At 68.8% G+C, this 25,327-nt stretch carries 25 protein-coding genes and 1 pseudogene; 16 read left to right on the forward strand and 10 right to left on the reverse strand.

Annotated elements, in window-relative coordinates; genetic code table 11:
• Nucleotide 1 precedes the first annotated feature (1 nt).
• From ALI144C_RS50600 to ALI144C_RS58215, 4 genes and pseudogenes are all read left to right on the forward strand, one after another.
• Nucleotides 2-1,141: an XRE family transcriptional regulator gene (locus ALI144C_RS50600; protein WP_237774696.1), complete on the forward strand. Its 1,140-nt coding sequence runs from the start codon at nucleotides 2-4 to the stop codon at nucleotides 1,139-1,141.
• 63 nt (nucleotides 1,142-1,204) lie between these two features.
• The gene (locus ALI144C_RS50605) at nucleotides 1,205-2,332 is read left to right on the forward strand and encodes a hypothetical protein (protein ID WP_202819234.1); all 1,128 of its coding nucleotides are present in this window, start codon (nucleotides 1,205-1,207) and stop codon (nucleotides 2,330-2,332) included.
• A 4-nt stretch (nucleotides 2,333-2,336) separates the two neighbouring features.
• A complete protein-coding gene (locus ALI144C_RS50610; RefSeq protein WP_076994421.1) occupies nucleotides 2,337-2,885 on the forward strand; it encodes a TetR/AcrR family transcriptional regulator in 549 nt (182 codons plus the stop codon).
• Between the two features lie 61 nt (nucleotides 2,886-2,946).
• Nucleotides 2,947-3,651, forward strand: a pseudogene (locus ALI144C_RS58215) (SDR family NAD(P)-dependent oxidoreductase); the annotation flags it as partial.
• A gap of 96 nt (nucleotides 3,652-3,747) precedes the next feature.
• Here ALI144C_RS58215 and ALI144C_RS59290 read toward each other — a convergent pair.
• A complete protein-coding gene (locus ALI144C_RS59290; protein ID WP_441297626.1) occupies nucleotides 3,748-4,053 on the reverse strand; it encodes a LysE family transporter in 306 nt (101 codons plus the stop codon).
• On the opposite strand from ALI144C_RS59290, the gene ALI144C_RS58225 reads away from it, so the two are divergent.
• From ALI144C_RS58225 to ALI144C_RS50630, 3 genes are read left to right on the forward strand one after another with little or no spacing between them, the layout of a single operon-like run.
• A complete protein-coding gene (locus ALI144C_RS58225) occupies nucleotides 3,952-4,257 on the forward strand; it encodes a hypothetical protein (RefSeq protein WP_237774762.1) in 306 nt (101 codons plus the stop codon). The two genes, ALI144C_RS59290 and ALI144C_RS58225, sit on opposite strands and share 102 nt — an antisense overlap.
• A 54-nt stretch (nucleotides 4,258-4,311) precedes the next feature.
• Nucleotides 4,312-5,511, forward strand: coding sequence for a nucleotide disphospho-sugar-binding domain-containing protein (locus ALI144C_RS50625; RefSeq protein ID WP_076994424.1), 1,200 nt, complete (start codon nucleotides 4,312-4,314; stop codon nucleotides 5,509-5,511).
• A gap of 6 nt (nucleotides 5,512-5,517) precedes the next feature.
• Nucleotides 5,518-6,600, forward strand: coding sequence for a nucleotide disphospho-sugar-binding domain-containing protein (locus ALI144C_RS50630; protein WP_076994425.1), 1,083 nt, complete (start codon nucleotides 5,518-5,520; stop codon nucleotides 6,598-6,600).
• Here the strand turns inward: ALI144C_RS50630 and ALI144C_RS50635 are convergent.
• The 4 genes from ALI144C_RS50635 to ALI144C_RS50650 form a co-directional block, all read right to left on the reverse strand.
• Nucleotides 6,584-7,411 (reverse strand): NAD-dependent epimerase/dehydratase family protein, encoded by an 828-nt coding sequence (locus ALI144C_RS50635; protein ID WP_076994426.1) that lies wholly within the window; start codon nucleotides 7,409-7,411, stop codon nucleotides 6,584-6,586. The two genes, ALI144C_RS50630 and ALI144C_RS50635, sit on opposite strands and share 17 nt — an antisense overlap.
• Nucleotides 7,408-8,505: an FAD-dependent oxidoreductase gene (locus tag ALI144C_RS50640; protein WP_076994427.1), complete on the reverse strand. Its 1,098-nt coding sequence runs from the start codon at nucleotides 8,503-8,505 to the stop codon at nucleotides 7,408-7,410. Before ALI144C_RS50640 ends, ALI144C_RS50635 begins: the two co-directional genes overlap by 4 nt.
• A gap of 771 nt (nucleotides 8,506-9,276) precedes the next feature.
• Entirely contained in the window at nucleotides 9,277-10,485 is a 1,209-nt protein-coding gene (locus ALI144C_RS50645) for an RNA polymerase sigma factor (RefSeq protein ID WP_076994428.1), read from the reverse strand.
• 11 nt (nucleotides 10,486-10,496) lie between these two features.
• Complete coding sequence (locus ALI144C_RS50650) at nucleotides 10,497-10,820, reverse strand: ArsR/SmtB family transcription factor (protein WP_076994429.1); 324 nt, start codon at nucleotides 10,818-10,820, stop codon at nucleotides 10,497-10,499.
• An 86-nt stretch (nucleotides 10,821-10,906) separates the two neighbouring features.
• Here ALI144C_RS50650 and ALI144C_RS50655 point away from each other — a divergent pair, with 86 nt between their 5' ends.
• Entirely contained in the window at nucleotides 10,907-12,091 is a 1,185-nt protein-coding gene (locus tag ALI144C_RS50655) for an MFS transporter (protein WP_076994430.1), read from the forward strand.
• Nucleotides 12,013-13,020, forward strand: a complete 1,008-nt coding sequence (locus ALI144C_RS50660; RefSeq protein ID WP_330359661.1) for an NAD(P)-dependent oxidoreductase — start codon at nucleotides 12,013-12,015, stop codon at nucleotides 13,018-13,020. The genes ALI144C_RS50655 and ALI144C_RS50660 overlap by 79 nt, the downstream gene beginning before the upstream one ends.
• Here the strand turns inward: ALI144C_RS50660 and ALI144C_RS50665 are convergent.
• Both ALI144C_RS50665 and ALI144C_RS50670 read right to left on the reverse strand, forming a co-directional pair.
• Nucleotides 13,001-13,777 (reverse strand): FHA domain-containing protein, encoded by a 777-nt coding sequence (locus tag ALI144C_RS50665; protein WP_076994432.1) that lies wholly within the window; start codon nucleotides 13,775-13,777, stop codon nucleotides 13,001-13,003. The genes ALI144C_RS50660 and ALI144C_RS50665 overlap by 20 nt on opposite strands.
• 71 nt (nucleotides 13,778-13,848) lie before the next feature.
• Nucleotides 13,849-15,633, reverse strand: a complete 1,785-nt coding sequence (locus tag ALI144C_RS50670; protein ID WP_168211545.1) for a serine/threonine-protein kinase — start codon at nucleotides 15,631-15,633, stop codon at nucleotides 13,849-13,851.
• Nucleotides 15,634-15,776: 143 nt separating this feature from the next.
• Here ALI144C_RS50670 and ALI144C_RS50675 point away from each other — a divergent pair, with 143 nt between their 5' ends.
• Nucleotides 15,777-16,943, forward strand: a complete 1,167-nt coding sequence (locus ALI144C_RS50675) for a CaiB/BaiF CoA transferase family protein (protein ID WP_076994434.1) — start codon at nucleotides 15,777-15,779, stop codon at nucleotides 16,941-16,943.
• Nucleotides 16,940-18,097 (forward strand): acyl-CoA dehydrogenase family protein, encoded by a 1,158-nt coding sequence (locus ALI144C_RS50680; protein ID WP_076994435.1) that lies wholly within the window; start codon nucleotides 16,940-16,942, stop codon nucleotides 18,095-18,097. The genes ALI144C_RS50675 and ALI144C_RS50680 overlap by 4 nt, the downstream gene beginning before the upstream one ends.
• On the opposite strand, the gene ALI144C_RS50685 is transcribed toward ALI144C_RS50680, so the two are convergent.
• Both ALI144C_RS50685 and ALI144C_RS50690 read right to left on the reverse strand, forming a co-directional pair.
• Nucleotides 18,064-18,831, reverse strand: a complete 768-nt coding sequence (locus tag ALI144C_RS50685; protein ID WP_076994436.1) for a potassium channel family protein — start codon at nucleotides 18,829-18,831, stop codon at nucleotides 18,064-18,066. The genes ALI144C_RS50680 and ALI144C_RS50685 overlap by 34 nt on opposite strands.
• A gap of 38 nt (nucleotides 18,832-18,869) precedes the next feature.
• Nucleotides 18,870-19,055 carry a hypothetical protein gene (locus ALI144C_RS50690; RefSeq protein WP_076994437.1) on the reverse strand — a complete coding sequence of 62 codons (186 nt, stop codon included), beginning with the start codon at nucleotides 19,053-19,055 and terminating at the stop codon, nucleotides 18,870-18,872.
• A 67-nt stretch (nucleotides 19,056-19,122) separates the two neighbouring features.
• Between ALI144C_RS50690 and ALI144C_RS57010 the strand changes: the two genes are divergently transcribed.
• The 5 genes from ALI144C_RS57010 to ALI144C_RS50715 all read left to right on the forward strand — a co-directional run bounded on the left by ALI144C_RS57010 (nucleotide 19,123) and on the right by ALI144C_RS50715 (nucleotide 24,608).
• The gene (locus tag ALI144C_RS57010; protein WP_076994438.1) at nucleotides 19,123-19,416 is read left to right on the forward strand and encodes an SH3-like domain-containing protein; all 294 of its coding nucleotides are present in this window, start codon (nucleotides 19,123-19,125) and stop codon (nucleotides 19,414-19,416) included.
• The gene (locus ALI144C_RS57015; protein WP_076994439.1) at nucleotides 19,397-19,660 is read left to right on the forward strand and encodes an SH3-like domain-containing protein; all 264 of its coding nucleotides are present in this window, start codon (nucleotides 19,397-19,399) and stop codon (nucleotides 19,658-19,660) included. The genes ALI144C_RS57010 and ALI144C_RS57015 overlap by 20 nt, the downstream gene beginning before the upstream one ends.
• Nucleotides 19,657-20,247 carry a nitrile hydratase subunit alpha gene (locus tag ALI144C_RS50705; RefSeq protein WP_076994440.1) on the forward strand — a complete coding sequence of 197 codons (591 nt, stop codon included), beginning with the start codon at nucleotides 19,657-19,659 and terminating at the stop codon, nucleotides 20,245-20,247. The genes ALI144C_RS57015 and ALI144C_RS50705 overlap by 4 nt, the downstream gene beginning before the upstream one ends.
• A gap of 84 nt (nucleotides 20,248-20,331) precedes the next feature.
• Entirely contained in the window at nucleotides 20,332-20,892 is a 561-nt protein-coding gene (locus ALI144C_RS50710) for a superoxide dismutase (protein WP_076994441.1), read from the forward strand.
• A gap of 143 nt (nucleotides 20,893-21,035) precedes the next feature.
• Nucleotides 21,036-24,608 (forward strand): BTAD domain-containing putative transcriptional regulator, encoded by a 3,573-nt coding sequence (locus tag ALI144C_RS50715; protein WP_076994442.1) that lies wholly within the window; start codon nucleotides 21,036-21,038, stop codon nucleotides 24,606-24,608.
• Here the strand turns inward: ALI144C_RS50715 and ALI144C_RS50720 are convergent.
• Nucleotides 24,605-25,225, reverse strand: coding sequence for a response regulator transcription factor (locus ALI144C_RS50720; RefSeq protein WP_076994443.1), 621 nt, complete (start codon nucleotides 25,223-25,225; stop codon nucleotides 24,605-24,607). The genes ALI144C_RS50715 and ALI144C_RS50720 overlap by 4 nt on opposite strands.
• Nucleotides 25,226-25,327: the final 102 nt, after the last annotated feature.

Genomic DNA, 25,327 nt, shown 5'->3' on the forward strand with positions numbered 1-25,327 from the left:
TGTGGAATCGGGCAGCGGGCCGGTTCAGCAGAGCCAGAAAGACTGGCTCGAGATCCGGCGGGCGTCCGGTGTGCGTGGACGCGAACTGAGCGAGCTCGCCGCGTGGCTGTACGACGACGCCGACCGTGCTCCGGGCGGTCACGTCCTGGCCGGTCCGGGCTGGTTGTCAGGAGAGCCGGTCGAGCTGGACCAGGTCCGCCTCGTGTGGTCCGGTTCCCGTGAGCCAGCGCCTGAACACGGACCGCGAGACCACGTGCTCCCGTTGACCGACAGGGGCGACAGGTACTTCGGCTACAGCCGGGCCGTGCGTGATCTGGTCCGCCCGAGGCTGCTGGAGAATCGCCTGAGCTACCGGCTGCTGGACGTCTCCCGTGATGACGGGTTGTCGTTGACCTTCGCGACGACCACGTTCTTCGAAGTCTTCGACGTGAAGCAAGCCGTCGCGCACGAGTTCAAGGCGGCCTGGGCGCGTTCCGGCCGGTCTGTGCCCGACTGGGCTGATCTTCCGTTGCGGGCCGCGATCGGAGACCCTTTCGATCCGCGGAATCTGCTCATGTCGCCCGGCATCAGCACGTTGACCATCAGGCGGTCGCGCACCGGTGACCACCGTTTCGTGTTGCACGAACGCGACGGCGGCAAGGTGGCGGACGGCGGCGGCCTCTGCCACGTCATGCCCGCGGGTGAGTTCCAACCGTCGTCCGTGCACCCTGTGGACATTCGGGACGACTTCTCGTTGTGGCGGAACATCATGCGGGAGTTCTCCGAGGAGTTCCTCGGAAATCCCGAACACGACGGCGCGGCGTCGACGTCGATCGACTACACCGACGACGAACCGTTCCGTTCGTTCGGGGAAGCGCGCGCGAACGGCGAGTTCCGGCTCTGGCACTACGGCCTGGTGCTGGAACCTCTCGAACTCGGCGCGATCCAGTTGACGGTCGCCGTGGTCGAGGACAGCGCGTTCGACCGGCTCTTCGCGAACATGGTCACAGCCAACGACGAAGGTCACGTGGTCGGTGCCAACGGCCGAGTCGACATCCCGTTCACCGGTGAGGCGATTGAGCGGTTGAACCCACGGCTGTCGGCGAGCGCGCTCACCCTGCTGCGGCTGGCGTGGCGGGACCGGCGGTTGCTGCTGGGCTGATTCGCGGCGGGCCCGACTTGTGGCGGGGAGTCATGTGCTCACGTGGTCGCTAGGGTTCGGTGTGTGTCAACGAATCTGCGGGACGAGATCGAACGAGTGCTGGTCGCGTGGGACGCTCACGAGATCTCGGTGGGGGCGCCTCCTGTCGTCGACTTCGACTGCCGGCCCAGCCTGGACGGCGCCGAGGCCATCGGTCGTGTTGAGGCGTATCAGGAGTTGGCAAGGTTGAGGCAGGGGGCGGACGATCTCCTGGCGAGCCGGGTCGACTGCCACCTCGCGTATCTCGGTGCGCTGCTGGGGGAACGGCTGCCGCTGCGCGAGTATGTCCGGCGTACCCAGGGCTGTGATGTCATGGGCTGGAGCGAGGAATACGTGACGTGGCGCGGCGATCAAGCCCGCGCGGCCATGGCGGACCTGGGAATCGCGTGGGGCTCGACCACACGCGGTGATCTCCTTGACAGCGAACACAACCTCACTGTCGACGAGATCCCGGCAGCTCTGCGGACGGCGGCGGACGAGTTCGAGCCGTTGGTCCGGAAGGCGACCGGGACGACAGCCGACTACAACCTCACCATCGAGACGGACGACGTCGACGCCTACTGGTCCTACTGGCTCGACGGTGCCGGGAAGGACGCGCGGCTGCGGTTGAACATGCGCAACGCACGGTTCACCGATGTGCAGGCGCGGCAGTTCGCGTTGCACGAGATCCTTGGTCACGCGTTGCAGTGCGCCAGTTATTCGGCGCGGTGCGTCAACGAGGATGTGCCGTGGGTGCGTGTTTTGTCCGTACACGCCGACCATCAGGTGTTGTTGGAGGGACTGGCGCAGGCGTGGCCGCTGTTCGTCGCGCCGGAGGACAAGGCGTTGGTCGCGCACGTCAAACTCGATCACTACTTGCAGCTTGTGCGTGGGGAGTTGCACATCGCGATCAATGACGGTGTCAGTGTGACGGACTGTCTCGCGCTTGCCCGGGCGCGTGTTCCGTTCTGGGGTGACGAGGTGATCGGGCGACTCCTCGCCGACCGCGGTGTCGACCCGTTGCTGCGGTCCTACCAGTGGGCCTATCCGGCCGGAGTGGACTGGTTCGTCACGCTCGCGGAGACCAACGACACCGAGGTCATCACCGACGTCCTGACGGCCGCGTACCGCAGCCCGCTCACGCCGGGGGAACTCAGTGCGCGGTTAGGCTGAGTGCGTGGCAGCGAACTTGCGAGCCGACGCGCAGCGCAACCGGGAGCGGCTGATCGACGTGGCCAGGCAGGAGTTGGCCAACGGCTGCCGGTTGCAGCTCAACGACATCGCGCGCAAGGCGGGGGTTGGTGTCGGCACCGTCTACCGGCACTTCCCCACGCCCCATGCCCTGCTGGAGGCGGTCGTCGGCGGGGAGTTGGCCGAGTTGGTCCGGATCACCGAGCACTCGCTGGCGATCGAGGACGCGGCCGAGGCGTTCACGTACCTCATCGGCTCCATTATGGACCTCCAGCTGCGCACCGATGGCGGGCTCACCGTGATCGTCACGGCGATCGAGGACGCGCTGGAACAGACCACGCGGGCCAAGGAGCAGATGCGCAAGGGCACCGAGGAGTTGCTGATCCGCGCGTACGAGGCCGGGGTCGTCCGCCGAGAGGTCACCCCGGAGGACGTCCTCAACCTGATGCTCGGCCTGGAGGAGGCCGTCCGGCGCGACCCCGAGCGGCGGGAGCTGTACCTGTCCGTGCTGCTGGCGGGGCTGCGACCGAAGTAGCCGGATAGGTCATCCGCTTTCTGGTAGAGTTCCGGATACGTCATCCGGTTAAGGAGCTCTCATGCGGCGTCTCGACGGCAGGACAGTGGTGGTGACCGGTGCCAGTACCGGGATCGGCGCGGCGGCGGCCAAGCAGTTGGCCGACCTCGGCGCGGACGTGGCCGTGACCGGCCGGTCCAAGGACAAGACGACGGAGGTGGCCAGGCGGATCGGCGGCACGCCGTACCTCGTGGACTTCGCCAGGCTGGACGACGTCCGCAGGTTCGCCGACGACCTCGACATCGACAGGATCGACGTCCTCGCCAACAACGCGGGCCTGATGAACACGTCAAGGGTGCTCACCGAGGACGGCAACGAGAGCACCTTCCAGGTCAACCACCTGGCGCCGTTCCTGCTCACCCACCTGCTGATGGACCGGTTGAAGGCCGCGCCGGACGCACGCGTGATCACCACTGCCAGCGCGGCGCACGCCTTCGGCGAGATCGCGCTGGACGATCTCCGCTTCGACACCAGGAAGTTCGGCGCCCAGCGCGCGTACGGAATGAGCAAGCTGGCCAATGTCCTGTTCACGCAGGAACTCGCGCGTCGCGTCGACGGCACGAACGTGACCGCGAGCGTGTTCCACCCCGGCCCGGTGGCCTCGGACTTCTTCCGCGAAAGTGGGTTCGCCCGGTGGGTGCTCCGGACTCCGCTCGGCAGGCTCGCGTTGACGCCCGAGCAGGGCGCGCGTCCGTTGGTGCACCTCGCGACCATCGACGACGCCCAATCGGTCAACGGCGTGTACTACAGCCGCATGAAGCGCCGCGCGCCCAAAGGGACCAATCCGGAGCTCGCGGCGCGGCTGTGGCGGGCCAGCGAGCGGCTAGTGGGGATCGGCGACCAGGCGAACCGCCAGCGCGCCGAAGATCGCCGCGGACACCCGGTCCATCCAGCGGCGGATCGCCGGGCGGCGCTGGAGGAACTGCGACAGGGCCCCGGAGACGAAGCCGACGGTCGCGTCGACGACCAGTCCCACGAGGATCAGGATCGCGCCTAGCACCAGGAACTGCGCCCACGGCAGCATGCCGTGATCACTGATGAAGATCGCGAGGCCGGTGGACATCCCGAGCGCGGCGATCACCCCGGCCTTGCGGCCGCGGGCGATCCCGTTGGCGATGACGAACATCATGTCCGGCCCGGGGGCGAGGCAGATCAAGGTCGACGCGACCGCGAACGCCAGCAGGATCGACAGTTCCATCCGCTCATCCCAACAGCGGTGCTCTCGCCGGGCAAGCTGTTTCCCGGCGACACCCGAATTCGCCACCGGTTTCCGGTGCGCTGGAACAGCGGCGGGCAATTTCAAGGGTATTCCGTCATTGCGGCACCTGAGTAACTAGGTAAGTTCGGTAATTCATGAAATGCCGCACCGGGGAGTAGCGTTTTCGGTGTGCGCATTCTGTTCACGGTCTTCGGGTCGCGGCCGCACATTTATCCGCTGGTGCCGCTCGCGTGGGCGTTCCGCACGGCCGGGCACGACGTGCGGCTGGCGGGCCCCCCGCTGTGGGCGACCGAGATGGCCTGCACCGGCCTGCCGTTCGCCCAGGTCGGCGGCTGCCCGGCGGTGACGCCGATGGTGCGCGACGAAGTGGCCGGAGCGATGTTCACCCAGCAGCCGTGGCCCGCCGACTGGACCGCCCACGTCGGCTCGCTCACCGCGCGGCAGTGGGCGTACCTGGAGTCCGTCGGTCGCTACCTGGTCGCGGCCGCCGCCGCGATGGTCGACGAACTCGTCGCGTTCGCCCGGCGGTGGCGGCCTGATCTGGTCGTGTACGACTCGTTCAGCTACGCGGGCCGGGTCGTCGCCGAAGTGCTCGGTGTTCCCGCCGTCCGGCACCTGTCCGGTCCTGATTCCGCTCAGCGGCTCGAACTGGCCCAGCCAGGACCGCATCCGCTGGCCGAGTACCGCGCGCTGTTCGAGAGGTTCGGCGTTCCCGTCATGCTCGACGCGCACGCGGCGGTCGACCCGACGCCGCCGAGCATGCGACTGGTCGTGCCGGAACGGCTGCGGCAGATGCGCTACATCCCTTACAACGGGCCAGGGTGCACTCCGCAGGGCCTGACGACGCGCCGCAAACGGCCGCGCGTCTGCGTCACATGGGGTCACACGAACGCCTTGGCCGCAATCGCTGGCACCTGGCCGTTCCGGGTGGCGATCGACGCCATCGCGGCACAGGGCATGGACTGCCTGATCGCGGCGCCGACCGCCGAGGTGGACAAGCTGGGCGCGCTGCCGGAGTCGGTACGGGCGCTCTCGGCCGCGCCGCTGCACCTTGTGCTGCCGTACTGCGACGGGATCGTCCACCAGGGCGGTGACGGGACCGCGCTGACCGCGGCCGCGGCAGCCGTGCCGCAGCTGGTGATCCCCGCCAGCCCGGAGGCGGACATGGTCGGTGGCCGGATTGTCGCGACCGGCGTCGGGATCGCGGTCCGCTACGACACGGCGGCCACGGTCGCCGACGCCGTGCGCAGGCTGTTGTCGGACGTGGCGTACCGCGAGGAGGCGGTCAGGCTCCGGGCGGAGATCGAGAGCCAGCCGGTGCCCGCGGTGGTCGCCTCGGCGGTCGCGGCCGACCTGGCGAACGGGTGACCGGGGATGCGGGTGCTCGTCGCGGTCGCTGGTGGCCAGTCACACCTGTTCCCGCTCGTGCCGCTGGCCTGGGCGTTCCGGGTGAGCGGGCACGATGTGCGGCTGGCGGGGACGATGCGGTCGGCCGAGGCGATGGCGCACACCGGGCTGTCCACTGTGACCGTCGGAAGTGGACTGAAGATGACCCGGGCCGAACGGGAGGAGTTGCTGAGCACCGCGTACGGCCAGCCGCCGTGGCCGCCTGCCTGGCCGGTGCACCCGCAGCGGCTCACCTCCGGCCAGAACCGCTACCTTGCCGGGTTCGGCCGCTACTCGGTCGCGGTGGCCGACGCGATGGCCAGCGATCTGGTCGCGTTCACCAAACACTGGCGGCCCGATCTGATCGTGCACGACACACTGGCGCTCGGCGCGAGAATCGCCGCGACGCTGACCGGCGTGCCGTGTGTCCGCTACACGCACGGCACCCAGGACGTCTTCCGGGTGGAGGACTACGCGCCCGCGGAACACGCCGCCCTGTTCCACCGGTTCGGCCTGCGGACACCGACCACGCCACCCAGCTGTGTGGACACCATGCCGCCCAGCATGTTCATCGGCGCGGAACGGCCATGCGTCGACATGCGGTGGATCGTGCACAACGGTCCCGGCACCGCGCCGCCCCTGTCGGCCAAACGCCCGCGCGTGTGCGTGACCTGGGCTGCGGCGGGCAATCCGTATCGACGGGCGGTCGAGGCGGCTGCCACGGCCGGAGCTGACGTGCTGACGCTGACTGCCGCCGACCAGGTCCCGCTGCACCTTGTGCTGCCGTACTGCGATGCCGTCGTGCACCACGGTGGTGAGGGGACCGGGATGACGGCCGCGGCGATGGGCGTGCCCCAACTGGTGATCACGCGTGAGCCGCTCGACGACCAGTTCGGCGGGCGGCTGGCCCGCACGGGTGCCGCGATCCACCTCACCGACAGCCGCGACACCGCCGCCGCGGTCGAGAAGCTGCTGTCCGATCCCGGTTACCAGGAGGCCGCGGTCCGACTGCGTGAGGACATCGAACGCCAGCCGACACCGTTGGACGTGGTACCTAGGTTGCTCGGTTAGCCGACCACATGTCGGACAACGATTCCCGCAACCCGATCACCGGCCGCCAGCCGAGCACGCGCCGGGCGGTGCCGATGTCCGCCAAGGCCCACGAGTCGACCGCGCTGTCAGCTGATGCGCGGTGGATCTCCATGCGCTGCCCCGACACCTCGGCGAACACCCGGACCACGTCGGCGACCGGCACAGCCGTGCCGCTGCCGATGTTGAAGACAGCGCCGTCCGGGGCGAGTCCGGCTGCGGCCACGATCGCACGGGCCACGTCCCGGACGTCGACGAAGTCGCGGCGGGCGTCGGTCACGGTCAGCGGGCCGCCACGCAGCAGCTTGCCCGGCAACGAGTTCGGCGACGGGTGCGGGCCGCAGACGTTGACCAGCCTGAGCACCACGCCGCCGGACTCGATGACCATCGTCGACCCGCGGAGCTTGGACTGGGCGTAGGCGCTGACCGGCTCGGCCGGGTGCGTCTCGGCGACGGCCGTGCCCAGAGGGACGGGCCCGTACTCGTGGATCGTGCCCATGTGCACGATCCGCACGGGCCACGGCAGCGTCGCGACCGCGTCGACGATCCGGCCGACGGCGGTGACGTTGATCGTCCGGTGCTCGGCGATCGCACGGTCCCAACTGGGTGAGTCGGTCGCGTTGACCACGACCGAGGCCTGCTCGCAGCGCAGCACCTTGGCGATGTCGGCGACGGACGCGGACTGGAGGTCGAGGCTCCGCCGGGTGGTGCGGGCCACGGCCACCGCGTCGGGGAAGGCCGCGCACGCGTGGCGGCCGATCCAACCGGTGCCGCCCAGCACCACGACCCTCATCGGCGGACGACGGCCAGCACCGGTTCCAGCACCTCGACCAGGCACGGCACCTTGCCGCCGACCACGACGTGGTAGTTGGTGATCCCGGCGAAGTCGGTCAGCGGCATGGCCCGGCTGGTGGTCCCGCCGGTGCGCGTGTCGGTGAACACCACCCGCGTGCCGATCGAATGTCCTTGATAGACGGAATCGAGCAGCGCGGGGAGGTACCCGGAGCACTCGCGGACCGCTTCAGCATATGTCTTGTCGATCTGGCCCGGATCGACGTACTCGGACAACGACTCCGTGTCGCTCGTCGCCATCGTCCGCAGCCCGGTCGCGGCCAGCACATGCCCGGCGTTGGACGGCATCAGCGAGGCGAACGGGCCGCGGATCACCACCAGCCCGGCGTCGTGGCAGGAGTCCGGCACACCGACCAGGAAGTGCAGGAAAACCTCGGTCCGGAGCGGCACACGCGGAAAGCACGACCGGTCGTGCAGCGGGTTGATGTCCGCGAACGTCGCGTTGTACACGACACCGGCCGTGATCACGGTTCCGTCCGCCATGACCAGGTCATGCGAACCGTCGTCCCGCGGCACGACACGGTTGACCCCGTGCCCGAGCCGGACGTCGACACCGGCCAACCGCTCGACCATGATCGCCGCCAGGCGCGCGTTGTCGAAGGTCCGCTCGACCGACTGGAACGACGCGACCACGTCCGGCCCGAAGTCCCGTGACGGCCACGGCGCCAGCGGCAGGCCGAGGTCACGGCAGAACTCGCGGTAGCCATCCGGGGAGATCTCGGAATCGCGGTGCACCCCGAAGACGGTCGACGTCCCGGCACCGACGGCACCGGGAAACTGTTCGGCGAACACCGCGCTGCCCCGGGCACACTGGGCAGCCAACTCGAGGTCGGCGCTGTACGCGTAGCCCTGGTGCAGTTGACCTCGGTTGGCACCGGACGCCCTGGTGAACAACGCGTCCGCGCGTTCGAGAACGGCCACGGAAGACGTGGGGAACCACGCGGCAACCTGATAGGCGACGAAGCAGCCGTAGTAGCCGCCGCCGATCACGACCACGTCGTAGGCCACCATGATCAGGACACTACGGACGCCCATGACTCAGCCGTATGACGGAGTTTCCTTAGGAATATCTCCATACCTAGGAATGACACGATGCCGTGCCATGGAGGAGGCGTGCGGCGCTGAACTGACCGAGGTCGCATCGAGGGATCAAGGCGTTGTAGGCCAACAAGAGTAGAGGCCGTGGCGCGCTGCCCTGGCGGCGACCGAACCGGCGGTGGGTAGTCGTTGAAAGTCTGGCTGACTGCGCTCGGCAGGAAGAGTACCAACCAGGTGCGGGTCCCCGAAAACGATTATTCGACCACACGCCGCCCGACCAGTTCATCGAGGGCCGACCGCAGAGCCATAAAACCAGCACCAAAGCGGACGCGCGCGACGACCCGCAAGAGCCGCCGCGCACGCGGATGCCTCGCCGGGCCTCGCACCGGCGACCGCCCGGACGATCCGAAGCCCACCGAGTCGCCGCCCTGCTTCGGCGACCGAGTCCGACGTCGTCCGTCCTCGCATCCGAGTTCCAAGCCGAAAGCCATATCACTGCCCGCGAAAAGTGGTCATGGTCCGCCCCTGAACCCGGACGCGATGACTGTGCCCCAACAATTGCCGACCCCCGGGCGGCACAAGCTCGACCAAATCAGGGTGTGTCAGCACATGCGGCACACCGCCGATCTCGCGCAAGAGAAAAGGCGCCAACGTCAGTGCCCACGCGATTCGGCGCGGAACTTGTTTCCCGCACCAGCGTGGCCATTGGCTCAGTAAACCGCACCCGAGTGCGCGCTACAAGCGTCCACCTGAGTAGCGGTCAACTGCCTAGGGGAATTCGAGGGTATTCCTTTTCGACACGTGTGCCTTGGCCTGTCGCAGATGATCTCGTTCTGCTGTGTTGCCGGTGCGGTCGATGGCGGCGTCGTAGGCGTCGGCCGCCTCCTCGGCGCGGCCGAGCCTGCCGAGCAGGTCCGCCCTGATCGCGTGGAACAGGTGCAGCCGGGACAGGTCGAGTTCGTCGACGATGGCGAGCGCGGCGGCCGGACCGTCCACTTCGGCCACCGCGACCGCCCGGTTGAGCGCGACGACCGGCGTCGGCGTGAACAGCAGCAGGTGGTCGTAGAGGTGGACGACCTGGTGCCAGTCGGTGGTGTCCTCGCTGTGCACGGCGTTGATCGCGGCCTGGATCTGGTACGGCCCGGGTTGCCCGCGCCGCAGGCACTCCCGGACGATCTCGCGGCCTTCGGCCAGCAGCCGGGCGTCCCACCGGGCGTGGTCCTGCTCGGCCAGCCGGACGAGCGCGCCGTCCGGTGCCGTCCGGGCGGGCCTGCGAGCCTCGATCAGCAGCATCAGGCCGAGCAGCCCGAGCACCTCCGGTTCACCGGGCAGCAGCTCGGCCAGCAGTCGGCCGAGCCGGATCGCGTTGGCGCACAGGTCTTCCCGGACGAGCTGGTCGCCCGTGCTGGCCGCGTAGCCCTCGTTGAAGATCAGGTACACCACTGCGAGCACAGGTTTGAGCCGCTCGGGCAGGTCAGCGCCGGAGGGCACCCGGTAGGGGATGCGCGCGGCACGGATCTTGCCCTTCGCGCGCACCAGCCGCTGTGCCATCGTCGGCTCGCCGACCAGGAACGCACGCGCGATCTCCGCCGTGGTGAGGCCACCGAGCAGGCGCAGCGTCAACGCCACCTGCGCGGCCGTGCCCAACGCCGGGTGACAGCACGTGAAGATCAGCCGCAGCTGGTCGTCGTGGACCGGGCCGTTGTCCAGCGGTTCGTCTTCGGCGTGCAGCAGCGCGGCCTGTGCGTGCTTGTCCGCGCGTTTGTCCTCACGGCGGAGCCGGTCGATCGCCCGGTTGCGGGCAGTGGTGATGATCCACCCAGCCGGGCTCGGCGGCACACCCGTTTCCGGCCAGCGCTTCACCGCCTCGGTGAACGCGTCCTGCACGGCCTCCTCGGCGATGTCGATGTCACCGAAGACCCGCGTGAGCACGGCGACCGCACGCCCGTACTCCTCGGCGAAGACACGTTCGATCACGAACGTGCACGTTAGTGCTTGGCGGCGAGGATCCCGTCGAGCATGCCCGGGTACAGCGCGTCGAGGTCGTCACGCCGCAGTGTCGTGAACCGGACGGTGCCTTTGGGGCGCACACGCACCACGCCCGCCTCGCGCAGAGTGCGGATGTGGTGGGTCCGCGTCGACTTGCTGATCGGCAGCTCGACCGCACCGCACGCGATGCCCTCCGCGCCGTCGGGAAGCTCGGCGAGTGCCCTGACCAACTGCAGCCGCACCGGGTCGGCGAGTGCGTGCAGCACCACTTCGATGCGGATTTCATCGCGCGTTGGGTGGGGCAAATCGGTCATGACCTCCATAGTAGTTGAATTTCGATAACCATCGTAGTTCGATGATGTTCGTAGTACGATCGATATCGAATCAGTGTCCATCTGGGGAGTGACCCTTGTCTCCACGCACCTACCTGCTCGCCGCCGGTGCGTTCGCCGTCGGCACGAGCGGGTACATCGTCACGGGAGTGCTCCCGGCGATCAGCCGGGATCTGGACGTCTCGCCCGCAACGGCCGGGCAACTCGTCACCGCGTTCGCCCTCGCGTACGCGATCGCGTCGCCACTGCTGGCAGCCGTCACCGGACGCTGGGAACGCCGCCGCCTCCTGGTCATCGCACTGCTGGTCAGCGCGGTCGGCAACGGCCTCGCCGCGATCGCGCCGACCTACGAACTCCTGCTCGTGGCCAGGGTGATCAGCGCGCTCGGAGCCGCGATCTACACACCGTCCGCCACTGTCGTCGCCACCACGCTCAACCCGCCGGATCATCGGGGACGAGCGGTCGCGATCGTCTTCGGCGGACTCACGTTCTCCCTCGTTCTCGGCGTGCCCGCGGGCAACCTCCTCGGCGGCAGCCTCGGCTACCAGGGCGTCTTCGTGTTGGTGGCAGCCGTGTCGCTGCTGGGTGCGGTCGCCGTACGAGTGGGCATCCCGACCGTCGCGGCACCGCCGACGGTCAAGTTCCGCGACCGGTTCACCATCGCGGCGGACAGGCGCGTGCAGTACGTACTCGCCATCACCGTGCTCGGCTGCCTCGCCGCCATGAGCGTGTTCACGTACATCGCGCCGCTGCTGGGTGAGATCGCGGACGTGCACGGCACCACGATCAGCGTGCTGCTGGTGACCTACGGCGTCGGCGCCGCCATCGGCAACACCGTGGGCGGTCGCCTCACGGACAAGTTCGGCAGCAGGCGACCACTGCTGGTGATCATGAGCGTGTTCGTCGTGATCCTCGCGACGCTGCCGCTCACGGCGGTGTCAGCCGTGTCCGCCGGGATCGTGCTGTTCGTCTGGGGCGTGTTCACGTGGTCGTTCAACCCGCCGATCCAGAACTGGCTGATCGAGCTCTCCCCGGCCAACAGCGGGCTGTTGTTGTCGCTCAACGCGTCCGGGATCTACCTCGGCGTCGGCCTTTCGGGCATCTTCGGCGGCGTGGTGATCAACACGGCCGGGCTCGGTGCGCTGCCGCCGATCGCCGCGATCGTGGCCGCACCGGCGTTGCTGTGCCTGCTGCTGGCCAATCGTGCGTCCAAGCGGGACAGGCAGCCTGCCCGGACGCCCGAACTGGCGATCGCGGACTGAGATTGGCCCCTCGTTCTGGGGCCAAAACGGGATCGCCGCGGTGCCAGACTGGCCGGGTGGCACAACCATCCGTGGGATTCATCGGAGTCGGCGTCATGGGCACCCCCATGGCGCGCAACCTCCTGAAGGCCGGAACCCGCCTGCTGGTCTGGAACCGCACGCCGGACAAGGCAGTAGCGCTGCCCGGCGCCGAGGTGGCGCCGGACGCCGCGGCCGTGTTCGCCCGGTCGGACGTGGTCATCCTCATGCTGGCCAACGGATCCGCGATCGACGCCGTGCTGACCAGGGGCACGCCGGAGTTCGCGGGCAAGGTCGCCGGGCGCGTCATCGTCCACATGGGAACGACCGAAGCCGGGTACTCCCAAGGCCTCGAGGCCGACATCACCGCGGCAGGCGGGCGGTACGTGGAAGCGCCGGTGTCCGGCTCCCGTGTCCCGGCGGAGAACGGCGAGCTCGTCGCGATGCTCGCCGGTGACGCCGACGCGGTCGACGTCGTCCGCCAGGTGATCGCGCCGATGTGCCGTGACACGGTCGTGTGCGGCGCCGTGCCCAACGGGCTGCGGATGAAGCTGGCGGTCAACGTCTTCCTGATCACGACGGTGACCGGGCTGGCCGAGTCCTTCCAGTTCGCCAGGGGTCTCGGCCTCGACCTCGGCACGTTCGTCGACGTGCTCGCGGGCGGGCAGATGTCCAGCCCGATCATGCGGGTCAAGGCCCCGAAGCTGCTGGCGGGCGACTACTCGGTGCAGGCGGCCATCGACGACGTGTGGATGAACACCCGCCTGATCACCGACGCGGCCAAGGCAGCGGGCATCCCGGCGCCGCTGATGGACGTCTGCGAGCAGCTGTTCGCCGAGACCTCCGCGCTCGGCCACGGCAAGGCCGACATGGCCGCCGTGGTGGAGGCGATCAGTCGTCGGGGTGGTTGAGCAGCCGCAGGTCCGGCGGCACCAGCGTGGTGCTGGTCAGCAGCTCCTGGATCAGGTTGTGGTTCAACGAGTTGCCGACCGGCTCGGCGATCTCCTCGCGGGTCAGCCCGGCGACCCCGTCCTTGGACAGCCGGGTCCGCACCTTCACCACGAGGTGCTCGACCTTCTTGGCCGTCCACCCGGCGTCCGGCTGCAGCTGGTCGAGCTCCCTCGCCACCTGCGTCCACGACAGCGGCTGCGGCCGGGCCTCGTGCAGCAGGTAGCGCTGCCCGAGCACGACGAGAGCGAGCCGTTCGTTGGGGTCCAGCCGCCAGTTCTTCGGCGGGTGCGTCGGGTCGAGGTGCCGGGACGTCGGGGCCTGCGCGTCGGAGCCGGTCACGTACAGCTCCAGCAGGTGCTCACGGCCGCTCGATCCGCGTACGAACAACGGCGTGTAGCCCGCGACCAGCGGAATCGGCTCCTCGTCGGTGAACAGCAGCCGCGAGTTCGGCAGCCGGATCGGCAGCCTGCCGGTGTTGCTCACCCACCACTGGTTGGCCTGGTGGGTCAGCTGACCGTGCTGCCTGCTCACCCGCCGGTCGTCCTCGCCGATGCAGACGTGCACCTCGGGGCGGTTGCGGCCGAACAGGATCGTGCGGCCCTCACGCGGCCCGAACACGATGCCGCCCGCGATCGCCAGTGCGTAGATCGTGCCGGGCTGGGCGGGCGGCACACCCAGGGCGAGGCTGCTGTGCCCAGGCGAGAGCGTCTCGGTCATGGTTTCGTTCCTTCCGACTCGCCGAAAGCTAGCCGCCTTCCCTGGGAGCCCTCCCCACCGGTGGCCGCTCGTCAGCCAGGCAGTTTGGCCGCGAGCGGCTCGGCGATGGCCGAGGCGAGCTGGCACATCCGCGTGTTGGGGAACTGGTCGCTGCCCACGATCACGTGCAGCGCCTCGGTGGCTGTCTGGTCGTTGTTGTCGGTGTACTCGCGGTACTGGACGTTGGCCATGCACGTGTTCGGGCCGGTGGCGTTCTCCCTCACCGCGCCGGGGTGACCGGCGAACGGCCGCAGCGCGCCTTCCGCCGCCGTGAGCGGCTTGTGCTGGTCGAACCGGATCGTCAGGGTGCTGTTGCGGGAGGTCGTGCTGTGCCAGCGGCATTCCCAGCCGCCGAACTGGTGCTCCGGTCTGGTGGCGTCCACACCGGGGAACATCGCCAGGATGTCGGAGTCCGGCAGGGCGCACGCGTTGAGGTTCATCAGCGACTCCGGCGCGGGCGGCAGCGGGCGGCGCGGGACGGTGCCGTACTTGAGCAACCGGTCCACCGCTGCCGTGACCGCGGTGTCGGCGACCGCGCACAGATCGACCGGGAACCGTCCTTTGGTGTACTTCGTGATCACCGGGATGGCGTGCCGCTTGTCCGGCAGCATCAGCCGGCGCTCGCACTGCGAGTTGTAGCTGGGGTACCGGACCACCTGGATCGGCCCCGCGTGATCCACCCAGCCGACCCGCTCGTCGATCCCGGACAAGGCGGTGAACTCCAGCCGGACATCCACCTCGCCGGGGCCCTGCGGCGGCCGGATCAACACGTCACACCGGTTGAAGTTGCCGTAGTCCGGGTCGAGTTCGGTGTTGCCGAACTTGTCGAGCTTGGCCGGGTCGAGCAGCGAGCACGGGTCCGCCGTGCGTGGTTCGCCGATCGCGGGCCACGCGGTGGTCTCGGCGACGCGTTCGGGTCCGGTGACCGTCAGCAACCCCCAGGTGGCCAGCAGCACTGCCAGGATCGCCGCCCGGCCCATCAGCCGGGGACGGCTCCTGAACCAGCTCATCGGGCGCTGCCTGATGCCGTTCGCCGCGTCCTGGAGCATCTGCCTGGCCTGCGCCGCGGTGGGGCGTTGGCGCGGGTCCAGGTGCAGCATCCTGGCCAACACCGGCCGCAGTGGACCGTGCGATTCGCCGATGTCACCCTTGGCCGCGCGCCAAACCAACACCTGCGGATTGTCCGCCGTGCCGACTGGTGACACGCCTTCGGCGGCGGCGAACAAGGTCGCGCCGAGCGAGAAAACGTCGGACGCCGTCGTCGCTTCCATACCCTGCGCCACCTCGGGCGCGAGATATCCGGGTGTTCCGTCCAAACCGCCGGTCCGGCTGAGAGTGATGTCTTTGTGGACACTTCGGGATACGCCGAAATCGCTCAGTTTCGGGCGGTCGTCCTCGGTCATCAGCACATTGCTCGGCTTCACGTCGCGGTGCAGGACGCCTGCCTTGTGCACCGCGTCAAGCGCGTCCGCGAGTTGCGCGCCGATCCGAGCGACCCGGTCGGGCGGCAGAACTCCCTGCTCGGCGAGTGTGCCGCCGGAGACGTACTCCATCACCAGCCACAACTCGTCACCTGCGACAACTTCTATGTGCAGCGTCACGACATTCGGGTGGTTCACCTTCGCGACGGCGCGGGCTTCGCGCTTGAGCCGTTGCGCTCGTTTCCGATCATGCGCGCCGTCGACGTAAAGCGCGCGCTTGAGGGCGACTGTGCGGTGGAGTTCTTCGTCCGTGGCACGCCAGACCACGCCCATTCCGCCGGAGCCGAGCTGTTCCTCAAGCCGGTAACGGCCGTTGACCAATCGACGAGCGCCCACCGATTCCTCCGGGAAGCCAGTGCGGTACCCGCCAACCATAAGCCCAAGCGGATTCGTCAAAGACCCCGAGTGTGAAACGCGCCGTTCACACCTCCGCAAGAGTGTGACCGTCGCCTGCCACGCGCGGCCGTTAAGGTGATCAGGTGACTGATCGCCCGCTCGAAGGTGTCACCGTCGTCAGCGTCGAACAGGCCGTGGCCGCGCCGTTCGCGACACGGCAGCTCGCCGACCTCGGCGCCCGGGTGGTCAAAGTGGAACGTCCGGGCGGTGGTGACTTCGCCCGCCGCTACGACACGACGGTGCACGGCCAGTCCAGCTACTTCGTCTGGCTCAACCGTTCGAAGGAGTCCCTCACGCTGGACCTGAAATCCCCGCGCGGCCGCGAGATCCTGCACCGGCTGCTGGCCGACGCGGACGTGTTCGTGCAGAACCTCGCGCCCGGCGCGGCGGCCCGGCTCGGCCTGGACAAGCGGAGTCTGACCTACGAGAAGCTGATCACGTGCACGATTTCCGGGTACAGCGAGCCGTGGGCCGACCGCAAGGCCTACGACCTGTTGGTGCAGTGCCAAACCGGTCTCGTTTCCCTGACGGGCACGCCGGAGGGCGCCGCGCGCGTCGGTGTGTCCGTCGCGGACATCGCGGCCGGGATGTACGCGTACTCCGGAATCCTCACCGCGCTCTACACCCGTGCCATGACAGGCAAAGCACGCTCGGTCGACGTGACACTGTTCGACGCGCTCGGCGAGTGGATGGGGCAGCCCGCGTACTACACCCGGTACAGCGGAACACAACCACCACGCGTCGGAACCCAGCACGCCACGATCTCGCCCTACGGCGCCTACACCGCGCGTGACGGCAAGGACGTGCTGTTCTCCATCCAGAACGAGCGCGAATGGGCCGCGCTGTGCGAGCAGTTCCTCAACCGTCCCGAACTCGTCGACGACCCGCGTTACGCGACCGGCTCGGCCAGGGTCGAACGTCGCGACGAGGTCAACCGGATTGTCGCCCAACGGTTCGCCGACATCGACAGCGCCGAGGTGATGGCACTGCTGGACGAAGCGGGAATCGCGAACGCGGGAGTCAACTCGGTCAGCGACTTCCTCGACCACCCGGTGCTCGCCGGACGATGGCAGGACGTCGGCATCCCCGGCGGGGTGGTGACGGCTCTGCCGCCGCCCGCGCGTCTCGACGGGATCACCGCGCGGATGGACCCGGTACCGGACGTCGGCGAGCACACCGCGGACATCCTCGGCACGTTGGGCTACAGCGCTGGCGAGATCCAGCGGCTGCGGGAGGAAAAGATCATATGACCGAGTTGTCGGATGACGAGCGGTTCATGGTCCGGACCGTGCGCGAGTTCGTCGACAAGGACGTCAAACCGGTCGTCCGCGAGCTCGAACACGCCAACACCTACCCCGAGGCGCTGATCGAGCGGATGAAGGAGCTCGGCATCTTCGGCCTGGCCGTCCCCGAGGAGTACGGCGGAACCCCGGTCTCGATGCCCTGCTACGTCCTGATCACGGAGGAACTCGCCCGCGGCTGGATGAGCCTCGCCGGGGCGATGGGCGGCCACACGGTCGTGGCCAAACTCCTGCTCGAGTTCGGCACCGAGGACCAGAAGCAGCGCTACCTGCCCCGCATGGCCACCGGTGAATGCCGTGCCACGATGGCGTTGACCGAACCGGGCGGCGGGTCGGACCTGCAGGCCATCCGGACGCACGCCCGCCGGTCCGGGAGCGGATACGTCGTCAACGGGTCGAAGACGTGGATCACGAACTCGCGGCGGTCCGGGCTGATCGCTCTGCTGTGCAAGACGGACCCGGGCGCCCAGCCGTCCCACCACGGCATGTCGATCCTGCTGGCCGAGCACGGTCCGGGCCTCACGGTCTCCCGTGACCTGCCGAAGCTCGGCTACAAGGGGGTCGAGAGCTGCGAGTTGTCCTTCGACGACTACCACGCGGCCGCGGACGCCGTGCTCGGTGGCGCGGAAGGGCGCGGGTTCGCCCAGATGATGGCCGGGCTGGAGACCGGCAGGCTGCAGGTCGCCGCGCGTGCGCTCGGCGTCGGCCGGGCCGCGCTGGAGGACTCGCTGGCCTACGCCCAGAGCAGGGAGTCGTTCGGCAAACCGATCTGGCAGCACCAGTCGATCGGCAACTACCTGGCCGACATGGCCACGTCGTTGTCCGCGGCCCGCCAGCTCACGCTGCACGCGGCGCGGGAGGCCGACGCGGGCCGCCGGGTCGACATGGAGGCCGGGATGGCGAAGCTGTTCGCCTCGGAGACCGCGATGCAGATCGCGCTGAACGCCGTGCGGATCCACGGCGGCTACGGCTACTCGACCGAGTTCGACGTCGAACGGTACTTCCGGGACGCGCCGTTGATGATCGTCGGCGAGGGCACCAACGAGATCCAGCGCACCGTGATCACCCGTCAGCTCATCGCCCGGGGCGGGCTGGACTCGTGATCCCCCAGCTGTTCACGCAACCTGCGGACCTCCTCCCGCAGCGTGACCAGTTCGACGTGCAGCTCATCGGTCTCGGTGTGGATCGCGCCGTGCACCGCGTCCTCGGTGTTCTGCTGGATCCGTTCGAGGAACCACGACGCGATCATCCCGGTGATCACACCGAGCAGTGCGATGCCGCCGATCATCAGGCTGGCCGCGACCAGCCTGCCTTCCCACGTCGTCGGGTACACGTCGCCGTAGCCGACTGTGGAGATCGTGGTGAGCGTCCACCACAGCGCTTTCGGGAACGAATCGATCCCGGCGTCCGGATTGCTCCGTTCGGCGTCCAGCACGGCGAGTGCGGCCGCGAAACTCACCAACAGGGTCACCACGGCGACATAAATCGCCACCCGGCCGCGGAACGCCCCCGAGGCTTTGCGATTGAGCACTCGTAAAACGGTGACGAGTCGAAGGACCCGCAATTGCCGGACCATCGGTAACGCCACCGCGAGCAAATCGAACAGGTGACGCCAGACGAAACGCAGTTTCCGCTCGGCCAGTGCCAGCCGCGTCAGGTAGTCGGCCGCGAACACCAGCCAGACCGCCCACAGCGCGATCTCCAGCGTCAACCGCCACCACGCCGGGGCGCTCACGTGCAGCACCTGCCAGGCGTACGCGACCAGGAATGCCACCGCGAACGCGGTCATCGGCCATTCCGTGCGAGTTTCCCAGGCGGACAGTCGCTGCTCGGTCACCGCGACACTGTAAGCCCGCGGGGGCTTTGATACAGGCCCTACCGGCCGGGACGGCACCGCACAATCAGACCGAGACCGATCAGCATCGCGGCGGGCCCGGAGATCCAGGCGTACACGTAGCTGATGTCGCCGCCGGTCGCGGTGAAGAAGATGGCGATCAGGTAAATGAAGCAGAGCACGGCAGAAAGCGTCGCCGCCTCTCGCAGCCGTGCCCGCATCGTCATGGGCAGAGGCTACCTCACGGACACGCGGCGAAAACCCCCCTCTTGTTCCCAGCGTTACCATCGGATCATGGGCCGGATCAACGATGTCGGCGGGGTGCAGGGCTTCGGCGAGATCATCGTCGAGCAGGACGAGCCGCCGTTCCACACCGACTGGGAAGCTCATGTCTTCGCGGTGAACACAGCGTTGCTGCGGCAGCGGATCTATCACCTGGACGAGTTCCGCGACGCGGTCGAACGCCTTCCGCCCAGCCAGTACCTGGCGGCCTCGTACTACGAACGCTGGTTCCTGGCGATCCGCACGCTGCTGATCGAGAAGGGCGTGTTCACCGAGGGGGAGTTGGATGACGTTCACGACGGGTGAGCAGGTCAGGACCAAGAACACCGACCCACCGCACCACACTCGCCTGCCCAGATACGCACGCGGCGCACTCGGCACGATCGTGCGCCCGCAAGGCGCGCACACGCTGCCCGATGACGTCGTACGGGGGATCACCTCGCAGGCGGAGGCGGTCTACGAGGTCCGGTTCAGCGCCCGCGAACTGTTCGGAGCCGGAGACCACACGGTGACGTTGAGCCTGTGGGAGAGCTACCTGGAGAAACCATGAGCGGCGACCACGCCGACGCGCCGATCGCGGCCCGCGTCCGCCGGATGGAACACCTGCTGGAACAGCGCGGTCTGGTGGTGCCCGGCGTCCTCGACGAGACGCTGGCCGCGTTCCTCAACCGCGCGTCCCCGACGAACGGCGCCCGGATCGTCGCACGGGCGTGGATCGACCAGGCCTTCCGTGAGCACCTGCTGGTGGACGCCCAGGTCGCGATCGCCGGGCTCGAGATGTCCATGGGCGGTGGGCTGCGCGCGCAGGATCTGCAGGTGGTGGCCAACAGCGAACGCGAACACAACGTCGTGGTGTGCACGTTGTGCTCCTGCTATCCGCTCGCCCTGCTCGGCCCGTCGCCGACCTGGTACAAGAGCGAGGCCTACCGGTCGCGAGTGGTCCGCGAACCCAGGGAAGTGCTCAGGGAGTTCGGCGTGGACCTGCGGCCGGAGGTCGAGATCAAGGTGTGGGACGCCAACTCGGAGATCCGCTACATGGTCGTCCCGAACCGCCCGCCCGGTACCGGGAACCTGACCGAAGAGCAGTTGGCCGCGCTGGTCACCCGCAACGGCCTGATCGGGACGGCGCTGGTGTAGCCCGAACGGCCGCCCCGCCGTGGAGCGGTCGGCCGCACGGTGGTCCACTATCCGTAGTGACGTCCACACTCTCCGGGAGTCGATATGCGCTACCTGGCGTTGGCCACGATCGTGCCCGCCGTACTGCTGGCCGGGACTACAGCTTCGGCAGCCGAGATCCCCGCTCTGCACGTGACCACGGCATCCTCGAAGATCGAGCCCTACAAACCGGGCACGAGCGGTGTCACCTACAACGAGAAGCTCGCGCCGGCGGGCGCGACCCTGTCCGTGCTGGCCGTGTCCGCGCCCCAGGGCAGCACGGTCCTGCTCACCACGCGTGGCCTGCTGCCCGGACGTGAATACGGCGCGCACGTGCACGTGAAGCCGTGTGGGCCCGCGCCCGCGGACTCCGGGCCGCATTTCCAGGACAAGAAGGACCCGGTGCAGCCGTCGGTCGATCCGGCCTACGCCAATCCGCGCAACGAGATCTGGCTGGATTTCACGACCGACCAGGCAGGTGTTGGGTTTGCCGTTGCTCGGGTGCCGTGGGGTTTCGGTGACCGGGAGGCTTCGTCCTTGGTGGTTCACGAGACGCACACGCACACTGAGCCGGGTCACGCTGGTACGGCTGGTGCTCGGCTGGCCTGCCTCAACGCCGACTTCTAGCCCCGGGCAGGGGACGCCCCGAAGGGTCTCCAACCGCGACGGGAGGGGGCCTCGCCCCGTACGCCAGGTAGCCGAACCCGGCTTCCGGAACCTGTACCGGCACTCTGGGTGGAAACGCTCTCACGCCCGGTAGTCTGGGCTTCGTGTCGAGGCTAAGAGTCCGATTGCTCGGCCACATCACCGTCACCGACGGCGACGAGGAACCGAACCTGGGGCCGCCCCGCCAACGTGCGGTTCTCGCGGTTCTCGCCGCGCGGGCGGGGCAAGCCGTGACTCGTTCTGAGCTGATCGAAGCCGTTTGGGGCCCGGTGGCGCCGCCCAGTGCGTCGAGCGCGATCTACCTCTACATCTCCAACCTGCGCAAGGTCCTGGGCAAGGATGTCCTCGCGTCGGTGGACAGCGGGTACGCGCTGCTGTTGCGGCCGGACCAGGTGGATGTTTCCGCCTTCGACAGGTTGACGGCCAAGGCGGCACGTCAGCCCGCAGCCGCTGCGGCAGCGGCGACCTTGACCGAGGCGCTGTCCCTTTGGAGTGGTGAACCGCTGGCGGGGATCCCGGGCCCGTTCGCGGCCCAGGAGCGCACCCGCCTGACCGAGTCCTGGCTGCGTGCGGTGGAGGCGTCGGCCAAGGCTCGCATCGAACTCGGTGATCACGGGGACCTCGTGGCCGATCTGGGCGTCCTCGCCCGTGAGCACCCGCTTCGGGAGTCTCTGCGTGAGCTGTTGATGCAGGTGTTGGCTCGCGGGGGACGGCATGCCGACGCGCTGGAGGTCTTCCGGGACGCCCGCGACACGCTGCGCCGTGAGCTCGGCATCGAACCGGGACCAGGGCTGCGCCAGGTGCACGCCCAGATCCTGGCAGGCGATGACCGCGCAGCCGTGCCCCTGTCGGTGATGCCCGCGCACATCGCGGCCGTCATCCGCAGTGACAAGCGCGTCTACGTCGGCCGGGCGGCCGAGGTGGCCAAGGTCCGTGACAGCGTGGCCGAGGTGCTGGCCGGTCGGGGCGGCATGGTGTGGATCGAGGGCGACCCGGGCATCGGCAAGTCGGAACTGCTGATCGAGGCACTGGCAGACCTCACGCCCGGGGTGTGCCAGCTCGGCTGGGCGGTCGCCGACGAGCCGGACATCCGCTTCCCGCTCCGGCTGATCATGGAATGCCTTGGCATCACGGTGAAGTCGCCGGACGCGGACCGCGCCGACCTCGCCGCGCAACTGCGTGCGCACCCCGGCGGGGACGACGACCCGATCACGGGCGCGGTCGACCGAATGCTCGCGCTGGTGGACCGGATGTGCGCGCACGGGCCCGTCGTCCTGGTGATCGACGACCTGCAGTGGGCCGATGAGGCCAGTGTGCACGTCTGGCGCCGGTTGTCCGCGGCGACCAGGCAACTGCCGTTGCTGCTCGTGACGTGTTCGCGCACCGGCCACGGCCGCGCCGAGCTGGACCAGCTGCGCTCACGCGGCCGGCTGATCGCGGTGGAACCGTTGCCGTCCAACGACGTGGAGTCGCTCACCAGCAGGTTGGTCGGCGCACACCCCGGCAAGCTGCTGCGCCGGGTCACCGACCGGGCCGCTGGCAACCCCCTTTACCTGCGGGAAATGGTCACGAGCCTGGTGCGTGACGAAGCGATCGACCTGGTCGACGGCGTCGCGCACATCGACAAGGCACACGCCGAAGCGGCGCCCAGATCGCTGGCTGACGCCGTCGAACGCACCTGCGGCGCGTTGCCGCAGCGGACGCACGAAGTCCTGCGCTGGATGGCCGTACTCGGGCCGGAGGCCACAATGGACAACGTGGTCGCGTTGACCGGCCGTGCCGAGCCGGACCTGCGTGCGGCACTGGCGGACGCGGTGGACGCCAACGTCGTCTTCGGCGAAGGGGCGCGGCTGGTGTTCCGGCACCCGTTGATGCGCGAGGCGATCCTCGGCGGGATCTCCCCGGCTGTGCGGCTGGCGTTGCACCGCGCGGCGGCCAAGGCGTTGGCAGCCACGGGCGCGCAGGCGATCCGGGTCGCCGAGCAGCTCGCGTCGGCGTCGGCGCCCGGTGTCGAGGAGTGGGTGCCCGGCTGGTTGGCCGAGCACGTCACCGAGGTCGCCAACCACGCCCCGCTGATCGCCGCCGACCTGCTGGAACGCGTGCTCGAGGCCATGGACGCGGCGGACCCGGCGCGTGAGGTCCTGCTGGCCACGCGGGTCAAGGTGCTGTTCCGGCTGACCAGGGTCACCGCCGACCAGATCGAGCAAGCGCTTGCCGCGTCCACCGACCCGGTCCGCACCGAGGAACTGCGGCAGCTGCTGGCCGCGATCATCTACCGTGACGGCCGTCGCGCCGACTCGATCCGCGTGCTCACCGAGTCCGATGTGGATGGATCATTGCCGTCGGCGTGGCGGCAGCGTCGCAAGTTCCTGCTTGCCCACCTCGTGCGGGACGTCACGGATGTCGACGCGGCCGAAACCATGGCGCGCAACGCATACGACCAGGCCGTGGCCGAGGGTGAGACCGGTCTGATGGCGCACGCCCTGCAGACCAGGTGGATCGTCGAGTCGGTCCGCCGCGACCACGTGGCGGCGCTCGGGCACATCGAGGCGGCCATCGACGTGGTGCGCGGCGCGGCGGATCTGGCAGGGATGCACTTCAACCTGCTGGACAACCGCCTTTTCACGCTGCAGAACCTGGACCGGATGGCGGACGCGGACGAGAACCTCCGCGCGGCCAACGAACTCGTCGTCGAGCACCGGCTGCCCGTCGGGCCGCAGGTCGCGGCGGCCGTGCACTACTACTGGGCAGGCCGGTGGGACGAGGCCCTCTACGAGCTGGACACGATCACCGAGGACGGCCCGGCGATCACGTACGCGGGCCTGATGGACGCCGGTCCGGCCGGGCTGCTGCTGCACGGCGTGTCCGCGCTGATCGCCGGTCGCCGTGACGACCACACCGCGCTCGCGGCCAACCTCGACGCGGCCGAGCGCTACCTGGTGATCACCGACTCCGAACGGGAGAGCCAGGACTTCCTGCTGGCGGCCCGTGCGCTGGCGGCCGTGCGGCGCGGTGACGTCCCGGGTGCGCTGGCGGAGTTCGCGCCCGTGCTCGACCCGGCGTACGCCGAGATGATGCTGCGCCACCAGTGGCTGCCGGAGATCGTCAGGTTGTCGTTGGAGCACGACTCGGCCCAGGTTGACGAAGCGATCGCGATCGCCGAGCTGGAGGCGAGCCGGGAACGAGTGCCCGCGCGTGCCTACGCCGCGCTGCACCGCTGCAAGGCGTTGGCCACCAACGACCCGGAACCGGCGCTTGTCGCCGTCGACCACTACCGGACGGTCGGCCGTCCGGTGGAGCTCGCGGTCGCGCTGGAAGACGCCGCGGTGCTGCTGGCCGCGCGGAACGCCCACAAGGACGCGACGACCGCGTACGCCGAAGCAGTCCGGTTGTACGTGGAACTCGGCGCGCACTGGGACCGGACCCGCGCGAAGACGAGGATGAGTGAGTTCGGGATCCGCGAGCCCATGCACGCCGTGCCAGGCGCGGGGATCAGCGACTGGGAGACGCTGTCCGCGGCCGAACGGCAGATCGCCGCGATGGTCGCGAATGGACTGTCCAATCCGGAAATAGCTACCCGGATGTCGTTGCCGCGGCGGATCGTGCAGGCCCACGTCGTGCAGATCATGGCGAAGCTCGGCGTGGACACCCGCGCGCAGATCCAGATGGCGTCCTAGATGACTCCGGCCCGCAGGGCGTAGGCCACGGCATGAGCCCGGTTGCGCAGGTGCAGGCGTGCGGTCAAGTTGTAGATGACGTTCTTGACGGTTCGCTCCGAGTAACTCAGTTCCTGCGCGATTTCCTCGGTGTCGCAGCCGTCGGCGATCAGCCGCAGCACGTCCACCTCACGCGGTCGCAGCCCGGACCCGTTCAACCCTTTCGGGCCGAGCACCTCGCGGTGCAGCACCTCGATCCGCCGCGGCAGCTTGCCCAGCACGTCACGCGGCATGACCCCGTTGCCGTCGGCGGCGGCCTGCACGCTGTCCACGAGTTGGGTACCGGTGACGGTCTTCTTCGGCAGGATCGCCACGACGTGGCATTCGACCAAGGTCAGCAGCGGGACTTCGGCGAGGTCGCCGGTGACCAGCACGGTCGGCTTGGCGAAGTCGGTGGCGGCCTGCCGCAACCGCGCCATCGAGTCGCTGCCGAGCCGGTCGGTGGAGACAACGACCACGTCGGGTCGGTCATCGGGGCCGTCGACGACGGTCAGGTCACCGTGAGACCCGAGATAGCTGGTCAGGCCCACACGGGACATCGGGTCCGACGATCGGACAGCGACTCGCACCTGCTCCATCGACTCCTCCACACGCTGGATCGGGTGTGCGGGGGAGTCTGGGCGAGGAGTCTTAACGAAGTCTTGTCGACGGCAGGCGGCAGACGGCCGCGTGCCGATGAT

Origin of the sequence: Actinosynnema sp. ALI-1.44 (assembly GCF_001984155.1) — a bacterium.
Taxonomy (GTDB): domain Bacteria; phylum Actinomycetota; class Actinomycetes; order Mycobacteriales; family Pseudonocardiaceae; genus Kibdelosporangium.